Raw genomic sequence first — 7,886 nt, forward strand, 5'->3', positions numbered from 1 at the left:
CAACTGAATAAGCCAACGGCTTATTTTGTAGATTGTCTATTTGCCGGATAAGCGATAATATTTGACACTTTCTATCTAGTGTTTGGGCACTAGAATCTAGTATCTAAATATCAAAAATTACCATACTTTCCTTTATCTTTGCAGATTAAAATAGAAGATAAGTGATTCCAAAATATATTGAGTAAAAAATGATGCATTTAAGCGAACAGGAAATAGAAAGAAGAAAAAGCAGGGAAGAATTAACGAACATGGGGATTAATCCTTATCCCGCAGAGTCATTTGATGTAAATGTTTCCGCCCAGGACATTAAGCAAAATTATGAGAGCGATAAACTGAACTACAAAAATATCAGTATTGCAGGTCGCCTTATGAGCAAAAGAATCATGGGAAAAGCTTCTTTTGCTGAAATTCAAGATAGCACGGGAAGAATTCAAATCTATGTAAATAGAGATGAAATTTGCCCGGATGAAGATAAAACGCTCTACAATACTGTTTTTAAGAAATTATTAGATATTGGTGATATCATCGGAATCAAAGGCTATGTTTTTACTACTCAGGTAGGAGAGATTTCTATTCATGTGAAAGAATTGACTGTTCTGACCAAATCGCTGCGTCCTTTGCCGATCACTAAAGAAACTACTGATGAGCAAGGAAATGTGAAGAGATATGATGCCTTCACGGATTCAGAACAAAGATATCGTCAGCGTTATGTGGATATGATTGTTAATCCTGAAGTGCGTAATACTTTCAAGAAAAGAACACAATTGGTCAATTCCATGCGTTATTTCTTGGGTAATAAAGGTTATTTGGAAGTAGAAACTCCTATTCTACAGCCACTTTATGGAGGGGCTGCAGCCCGACCGTTTAAAACGCATCATAACACCTTGGATATGACTTTATATTTAAGGATTGCCAATGAGCTTTATCTAAAAAGATTGATCGTAGGTGGTTATGATGGAGTTTTTGAGTTTGCAAAAGATTTCAGAAATGAAGGGATGTCCCGATTTCACAATCCTGAATTTACGCAGGTGGAATTGTATGTTGCCTACAAAGATTATGAGTGGATGATGGATTTGGTGGAGGAAATGGTAGAAAAAGTTGCCATGGACATACACGGTACCACAGAAGTGAAGGTGGGTGAGAATATTATTAATTTCCAGAGACCCTGGAAGCGTTATACCATGTATGAAGCCATTGAGCATTTTACAGGTATTGATATCTCCGAAATGAATGAGGAGGAGTTAAGAAAAACAGCCGAAAAACTGCATGTTCCTGTGGATGATTCTATGGGTAAAGGAAAATTGATAGATGAGATTTTCGGTGAGAAATGCGAGGCGCAACTGATTCAGCCGACTTTCATTACAGATTATCCGATTGAAATGTCTCCATTAGCGAAAAAGCACCCGACCAAAGAAGGTTTGGTAGAAAGATTTGAAGCTATTTGTAACGGAAAAGAAATCTGTAATGCATTCTCTGAGTTGAACGATCCGATTGATCAGCGTCAACGATTTGAAGAGCAATTAGAATTAGGCAAAAGAGGAGATGATGAAGCCATGGTATTGGATGAAGATTTCTTGCGTGCCTTAGAATACGGAATGCCACCAACAGCAGGTTTGGGTATTGGAATTGACCGTTTGAGCATGATCATGACCAATAGCAATTCCATACAGGATGTATTGTTCTTCCCGCAGATGAAGCCGGAGAAGAAAGCTAAAGTAGCCACAGAAGCAGATTTCGTGGAAGCAGGAGTACCAAAGGAATGGGCTCCAGTGGTAATGGAAGCAGGCATCAGAACAATTGAAGAACTAAAAGATACCAAGCACACTAAATTACATCATCAGATTTCAGGCTTAAAAAAGAAAATGAAATTAGATATTCCGAGTGTAAGCCCGGAGGATGTGAAGGAGTGGACAAGTTAAAGCCCCCTAGCCCCCAAAGGGGGAAAATAGGTCAGTACCGCAGGTCAGATCGGATTTAGCCAGTAGCACAAACATAGACAATAGACAAAAAGAGCCGGTATAGCCGGCTTTTTTGCTTTTACTGGGATCATCTCATATTTATTCTAGAGTGCTTATCCCCATGATTTCTTATCAACCTTCCACTTCAACATCAAAAGCCCCATTTAATATTCTCCCGTTGCGTTTCATTTGCACATAGATTCGATATTTCCCTTCTTTTGGGAAAGTATAAGGAAAACGCACAACAGAATGACCTTCATGCTCAGGATCATCAATGGAAGGGTGCTCCATTCCTATCATTAATAAGCTGTCACGCTCTGTTTCAGGTAAAGCATTTAATGATGCAATGGCTCGATCAACACTATCTCTAAAAAGATTAGGTTTGAGTAATTCAGCCCAATCTATCCTACCACTTCCAGGGGTAAGTCTTGCTTCCATGGTTTCTTGCGAGGCCATGGAATATGAACCAACTGGATGAAGGTGGATGTATACACTTCCATCTTCTTTGAATACTACAGAATGTCCCATCATTCCCATATAGGGCTCTAATTCTGCCGGCTTTCCTTCTTCATTTTGGATTTCGAGTGTGAGATGGTATAAATTTCCAACTGTAAACTTTCCTTCCTCAGGAAGTTCCAGTGTCACAAATGACCCATCTGGAAGTGTTGTCCTTTTTCCTGGACTACCGCAAACGACTATGTCTCCACCCGGCATTATTAAATCTTGCTCTGCGCTACTAATAATTGGATCAGTAATGTAGTAAGTATCGTCTGTATCAAGTAATAAAGAATCATTCCAGTTTTGTACAAGCTGTGGTTCTGGTTCAGGAATAAAAACAGTGTCAGCTATGGTTTCAGAAAAACCACTGAGCCTTGATACATCTGCAAAAACATAATAATTACCAGATGGCAAAGGAGGAATGACCGTCTCAAAATGAGCTGAATCCAACCTTTTAGGATGAATATGTGCGAATACGTCTAATTCACCTTCCCTTACTAAAAACATATGCATAATTTTCCCATGGTCTGGGATCAAATAGTTTAGGCTTCGTGTAAGGTAAAGGGATTCAAGCTTAGTTGAGTCCACCTCAAATTTCAAGATCTGTTTATCATCTTTTTGATAGACGGATGTAGTGGCAGTAAAAGGTTTATACATAAAGCGTTGGTAATCCTTTTCCCAACTGTCCCACCAGTTTTTGCCTCCCCATAATACTAAAATCAACACAGCAAAACCTATGGCTGCACCAACCCATCTTTTTCTTTTAACTTTTCCTGAAGTTTTTTCACCAGGCTTCACTTGCGTATCACCACTGCTTAAGCCAATGATGGTGATCATAAGAATAGTGAGGAATAAACCTAATCCAGCCAATGTCCAACCAAGAGAAGGATCCATAGTCTTTTGAGCAGTGGAGACTGCCATTACAGGGAGCAGGATTTTACCTTCTCCTTTATCACCATTTACTTCAATTTCCAGACTAGCACTGCCTGGGTTCATCAACCATATTTCACCTTTAAAATGACCAGTTTCCCCTTTTACCGGTAAGGCAATATCTGCGCGAGGCGTGCCTTCTGCTCCTGCAAACCAATAAACGGGCTTGATTTTCACTTCTTTAACATCATTATCAGTGACGTATACGTCAACACTGGCTGTGCCGGGTATTACATCCGGTGAATTAACCACTACCGTTAAAGAATATGGACCAGCGTTCCCTTCAAGCGTGATCCCAGGACTTCCTATATGGCCTTGAAAAATAAATGCAAGGCAGATTATGGCAAGATTTGTTAGTGTTTTTTGCATGTTAATTAAATTATCTCATTATATTTTGCATCCACTTGCCCCATCTGATAGAAAGGCGTGAGCTTAAAAATACCACTGCAAGCGCTATTGAAAGGCCTTTTACTAATTCGGCTCCTTTGGTCACCATCCAGTCGGCATAGGCATAGCGAAATTCCCAATTAGGATTAGCTCCAAAGTACCAGCTCTCAGTTCCGAATACCCAATTGCGAGCAGCTTCCGACATTAAGAAGTCACCAAAAGGCCATTGAACTGCTAATAAAGCTACTAGAAAAATGATACCGTAAATGAGAGATAGAAGCCATGAATTTTTATTCCCCAATTTCTGTGTGATAAGGTCAATTGCTATAGCAGGAAAGATAATCAATAAAGGAAATTCAAATGCTTGAAAATTAGTGATAGGATTCATAACCGGTCCCAATAAAGGTTCAGCAGGAAATAATGGAAGAATCCAAACCATAAGTGCTAGGAAAACGGTATAAACGATAGATGCAGAAGTTGCTCCCCACTTACCTGGTGCCGATCGGGAAACCGCCACCAATAATAGTGGGAAAATTATACTTGCTACAACATAGAATAAAGCTTTATGCATATCATGACGCCCAAGATATTCAGAAGCGATCGTAAACAACATGCATAATACAAAGCCTGAGGCCAAGGCAAAATGTAGTTTTAATTCTTTATTAAGCTTATCATCCTTGATGCCCTTTGCTCTCATTCTGTTTTTTACAGATAATACCGTAATCATGGATCCGAACTGTATCATGACCATTCCCATCAATAAAACCGTATGTGGAGGCGATAAAATGGTAACATCCAAGCCGTAGGTATTATGCCACCAATCATCAAAAGGGGCGGAGGTAAGCATAGCGATGGCGCCCCAGATGCAGAATAATGCACCTAATGAGCCATGAAAAATCCCCCAAAACTTGGTGCTTTCCTCTTTTTCTTGCGGTGTTCCTGCAAATGACACCTTCAGTACCCTAATGCCAGAAAATATTCCAGCAAGAACCCCACCGAAATAAATGGCAAGATGTGGAGCAGAAAGAAGGCCGTCCCTGCCTATGCTGGTATGCCAGCTAATGTCCCAGACAAGACCGACCATAATACTAATGGAGGCCAGAACGGTAGCATAAAGATATAAAGGAATAGTCACCGCCTTTTTTTCGGCATTTATTTGGTGAATGGATTCTTGTTGTAAGTCGAGCGTTTCCATAGCTTAGTAAAAAGTTTGATTAAAATTAGCAATTTTTTTCAATATACCTACGATTGTATTGTTCATAAATGATGAATGTTAGGTGATTAGCTCTGGAATTTGAATTTAGGCAACTACTTATGAGATATGTAAACCTATATATCGGCCGGATTTAATAAATAATCTATTATATTTAAATTGTTAGTTCATCGGCAATCAAAACCTTTAGAATTTTTTTTTCTTTAAGTGTTTCAGATTTGCTTTTTATTGACCATCAATTAATAATTTTATGAAAAGAATATTTCTACTTTTACTTTTAACAGTTTTTACTAATTCTCTTTACGCTCAAGATATTTTTAAAGCGTTAGAAGATCGTGATTATATTGAACTCGAAGATATTTTAAAAGACGGGGCACCCACAGAGCAGTTCAATGCTAAAGGATTGACACCAGTATGGCTTGCAGTCTTTAAAAATGATACAACAGCCTTAAATTTACTAATTCAATATAATGCAGATATAAATTTTGAAGAGAAGAATGGGATGCACCCTATTATGATAGGAGCAATTGCAGATTCATATGAATGTGTAAAAATATTGTTGGACAATGGAGTCGATGTGAATTGGAAATCAAAAAGAGCATCAAGAAACCAACAACCTATTCGATTTGCTTCACAAGGTGGGTCATTAAAACTAGTTAAACTTTTATTGGATCATGGAGCAAATATGGAAGCAACCCCAGATGATGGAGGAACTCCACTTTTGGCATCTTTGCATGCAAAGAAATTCGAAATAGCTGAATTTTACTTTAACAATGGAGCTAATGTAAATGTAGTAGGGCGTGATGGTGAAACTATAATTCATGAAGCTATTAAATCCGGTAATCCCAAGATGGTTAAATTGGCATTGGAGAATAATGCACCATTAAATTATGAGGATACTGATGGAAAGTCAACATGGCAACTTGCAAAGAAAAGTGGTAATTCTGAAATAAAAACCATGATAAAAGATGCGCTTAAGGAGAAATAGAGTTGAGATTACAGTCTCAAATGCATAGCCTAATTTATTTCATATGACAAGTTGAAATCAACTAAATACACTTTAAACGAAACCCTTGTTCCAAAAAGCAAAAAAATACTAAAATATAGTAAATCATCCCTAAATTCCATCCCCTAATTTTTAAACCAACAACCACCATTCTTTTAAATTTACGTTCATTATCTTATATTGAAAGTGACTTTTATAGACTATAAAACTTTTAAAATTAGATGATATGAAAAATATATTGGTTTCTATAGATTTTAATGAACAGGAAGAATTTTTAATGGATAAGGCTTATGAGTTGGCGAAAGCATTTAATGCAAAAATATGGTTAGTTCATATTTCAGCTCCCGATCCTGATTTTGTGGGTTATGATGTAGGGCCTCAATACATAAGAGATACAAGGGCAGATGATTTGCGTGCTGAGCATAAATTATTGCAAGACTATGCTCATATATTGGAGGCTAAAGATGTTAGAGCAGAAGGCTTATTGGTGCAGGGAGCCACGGTAGAAATGATATTAAAGGAAGCTAAAAAGCTCAATACAGATCTTATCATCACAGGTCATCATGATCATAATTTTCTCTATAAGGCATTTATAGGTAGTATTTCCGATCAGATTATAAAAGAATCCAAAATACCAGTTTTGATGGTACCGCTAGACTAATTAGTCAATAATAAAAAGCCATTTTTCACCACATGTAAAAAACCTCAGTCCAGAAGTATTTTAGCCTTTATTAAAAGTTTTCTTATAGGATATATTTTATTAGTTTTAACTTTTAAAATTTCAATTTCTACTGATGACATCTAAGTACTTAAGATTCATTTTCTTATCGATAATTCTATTTATTACCTTATCTTTTTCTGTTCATGGTCAATCCAAATACACAGTATTTCTAAAATCAGGGGAACAAATTGAAGCCTCTCGTTTAAGTTTTAGAAGTCCAGGTATCCTTGGAGATGGCAATTTGAAAATTAAAGAGCCTTTTAAACAAAGGTATGAAGCAAGTGAAGTTGATTCTGTGCGAATCCTTGATAAAAATGAAATTATCTTAAAAGTACCTGTAAGACATCTATCTTATTTATATTGGGGGGAAGAAATTTTAAATAAAAATGGGGTTAAAGTGTATGAGATAAGTGTACTAAGTAGCAGCACTATGGGTGGTGTAGGGCCTAATAATACACCGATGTACACTAGTCATCAACAAGATATTCAATATTATAGCATTGATGAGAATATGCCTAAACCAGTGAATAGGTCAAATTTGAAGGAGGATTTAAAAGATTACCCAACTGCTTTAAAATACATAGATAAAAGTATAGGCGTGACAGTAGCAAAAGTATTAATGTATGGTGTAGGAGGAGTATTAGTACTCACGGGGATTTTGAATAATACCAATAATGATGGTGGACTGCCTCCACCAGGTGAGGGAGGGCCTCCACCAAGTGTTTTTATAGGAGCGGGCTTAATTGCTGGAGCATCATTATTGAACTTGATTAAGTCTGAAAATTTTTATGAGGCTTTGGATGAATATGCAGAAGTCAGATAGCTGTAGAAGCTTAACAAACTACTTGTATTTAAGTTAATGTTTTAGTAAGCACTTGATTAGCTCTGCAATAATTATAAGGATTGATTTCAAACAAAAACATTGATTTTTGATGTTATGAAATTATTATATGAAGATATTTGATGAACCATTCGATCCTAACAAAAACCTATTGCCTTTTGATGGTATTGTAAATTATTATGGACGAATTTTCAGTGATAAGGAGTCTTCCTATTTCTACGATAGTTTATTTAATGAAATAGAATGGGAACATGATAAAGCCATTATTTTTGGCAAAGAGATTATCACAAAACGTAAAGTGGCTTGGTATGGGGAGAAGCCATTTTCTTATA

At 36.9% G+C, this 7,886-nt stretch carries 6 protein-coding genes and 1 pseudogene; 5 read left to right on the forward strand and 2 right to left on the reverse strand.

Annotated elements, in window-relative coordinates; genetic code table 11:
* The first annotated feature begins 191 nt into the window (after positions 1-191).
* The gene (lysS, locus tag Q0L29_RS00160) at positions 192-1,919 is read left to right on the forward strand and encodes a lysine--tRNA ligase (RefSeq protein ID WP_296618240.1); all 1,728 of its coding nucleotides are present in this window, start codon (positions 192-194) and stop codon (positions 1,917-1,919) included.
* 171 nt (positions 1,920-2,090) lie between these two features.
* On the opposite strand, the gene Q0L29_RS00165 is transcribed toward lysS, so the two are convergent.
* Positions 2,091-3,755, reverse strand: coding sequence for a hypothetical protein (locus Q0L29_RS00165; RefSeq protein WP_296618235.1), 1,665 nt, complete (start codon positions 3,753-3,755; stop codon positions 2,091-2,093).
* 10 nt (positions 3,756-3,765) lie between these two features.
* Positions 3,766-4,968: a hypothetical protein gene (locus Q0L29_RS00170; protein ID WP_296618236.1), complete on the reverse strand. Its 1,203-nt coding sequence runs from the start codon at positions 4,966-4,968 to the stop codon at positions 3,766-3,768.
* Positions 4,969-5,236: 268 nt separating this feature from the next.
* On the opposite strand from Q0L29_RS00170, the gene Q0L29_RS00175 reads away from it, so the two are divergent.
* The 4 genes and pseudogenes from Q0L29_RS00175 to Q0L29_RS00190 all read left to right on the forward strand — a co-directional run.
* The gene (locus tag Q0L29_RS00175) at positions 5,237-5,974 is read left to right on the forward strand and encodes an ankyrin repeat domain-containing protein (protein WP_296618237.1); all 738 of its coding nucleotides are present in this window, start codon (positions 5,237-5,239) and stop codon (positions 5,972-5,974) included.
* Between the two features lie 244 nt (positions 5,975-6,218).
* Positions 6,219-6,653, forward strand: a complete 435-nt coding sequence (locus Q0L29_RS00180) for a universal stress protein (protein WP_296618238.1) — start codon at positions 6,219-6,221, stop codon at positions 6,651-6,653.
* Positions 6,654-6,786: 133 nt separating this feature from the next.
* Positions 6,787-7,536, forward strand: a complete 750-nt coding sequence (locus tag Q0L29_RS00185) for a hypothetical protein (RefSeq protein ID WP_296618239.1) — start codon at positions 6,787-6,789, stop codon at positions 7,534-7,536.
* Between the two features lie 127 nt (positions 7,537-7,663).
* Positions 7,664-7,886, forward strand: a pseudogene (locus Q0L29_RS00190) (alpha-ketoglutarate-dependent dioxygenase AlkB); the annotation flags it as partial.

The sequence above is a fragment of the Marivirga sp. genome (assembly GCF_024636815.1).
Taxonomy (GTDB): Bacteria; Bacteroidota; Bacteroidia; order Cytophagales; family Cyclobacteriaceae; genus Marivirga.